The following is a 1,254-nucleotide window of genomic DNA, read 5'->3' as shown; positions in this document are numbered from 1 at the left end:
GTGGACTATCTTCTAGCATCGGCGCCAGTAAGTGTCCTTCCATGTGGTGTACACCGATAATGGGGATATCAAGCGCCATCGCTAAGGCATTCGCAATGGAAGCACCGACCATCAGCGCTCCTACTAATCCCGGCCCTGCAGTATAGGCAATCGCATCAATATCGCCCTTCTCTAGCCCAGCTTCTTTGAGAATAGCGTCTATTAAAGGAATGGTTTTTCTTACATGATCTCTAGAAGCTAATTCCGGGACAACACCACCATAGTCCGCATGCATCTCTACTTGGGAATATAACTGGTGTGCAAGCAAACCTTTCTCACTATGATATAAAGCAACACCGGTCTCATCGCAAGATGACTCAATACCTAAAACAATCATTAAGAATCTCGTGTAGTTGGAAAGTCGTCAATCTTTAGCTAGCAGTAGAAGAAAGCCCTGCTTACGTAACAAGTCTTGCTCTAACTCCAAGATCGACGTATTTAAGGGATTTGCCTCAAACCAGCCTTTCCCCATACTAAGGGATAAGCACTCGTCCTGAGCCCTTAGGGTGAAATCCGTTTCAGCTTGATTACGTTCTGCTGTCAGCGCAACCGCCAGTCTGAATATTGTGCACAGGCGCTTCAGTGTTTGCGTTTCCTGTTTACTCATTCCAATAAAAGGCTCATCACTAAATTTCCGTCTGTGAGTACGTACTATCACAGAAAGGTGCAGCTGAGTTAATCTCGAGAAACCTGGTAGGTCAGAGTGATAAACGAGATAAGCACCATGCCGGTGGTATTGTGCATGAGCAATAGAGTGCCCAACCTCAAAAACCCGGCTTGCCCAACGTAGTAGATTTTCACATTGCGGTAAGGCTATATCCCAATACGAAGCAATTTGCTTGTATGCATGAAGCGCTGTTTTCTCTACTCTTTCAGCGTGTTCAACATCAATAGCATAGCGAGCCTGCATCGATTGAAGTGAACGTTCTCTGACATCCTCATGCTGAATCCGGCCTAGTATGTCATACAGCAAACCTTCCCTAAGCGCGCCCGATGTGAACTCCATTTCTTTGATGCCCAGTACCTTAAAGCATGAGTAGAGTATGGAAAAGCCGGCTGCAAAGATCGATGCACGCTCAGATTTCACACCTAGTTTAACTAAGTCCTCACAATGTCCGAGAGTAATCATCAGGCCTTTTAGTTCTTTCAAAGCTTTTAATGTAATCGTTTCTTCAGCTAAACCAAGATGACGCAAAGCATTTAGAATAGCCTTAA

General features: G+C 45.0%; 2 pseudogenes. Both read right to left on the bottom strand.

Features of this window, described 5'->3' with window-relative positions:
• Positions 1–376: pseudogene (locus A3729_RS02725) on the bottom strand (tRNA (adenosine(37)-N6)-threonylcarbamoyltransferase complex transferase subunit TsaD); the annotation flags it as partial.
• Positions 377–403: 27 nt separating this feature from the next.
• Positions 404–1,254 (bottom strand): annotated as a pseudogene (locus tag A3729_RS02720) (exopolyphosphatase); the annotation flags it as partial.

The organism is Oleiphilus sp. HI0043, assembly GCF_001634935.1.
This window is presented reverse-complemented; position numbering and strand designations above follow the sequence as displayed.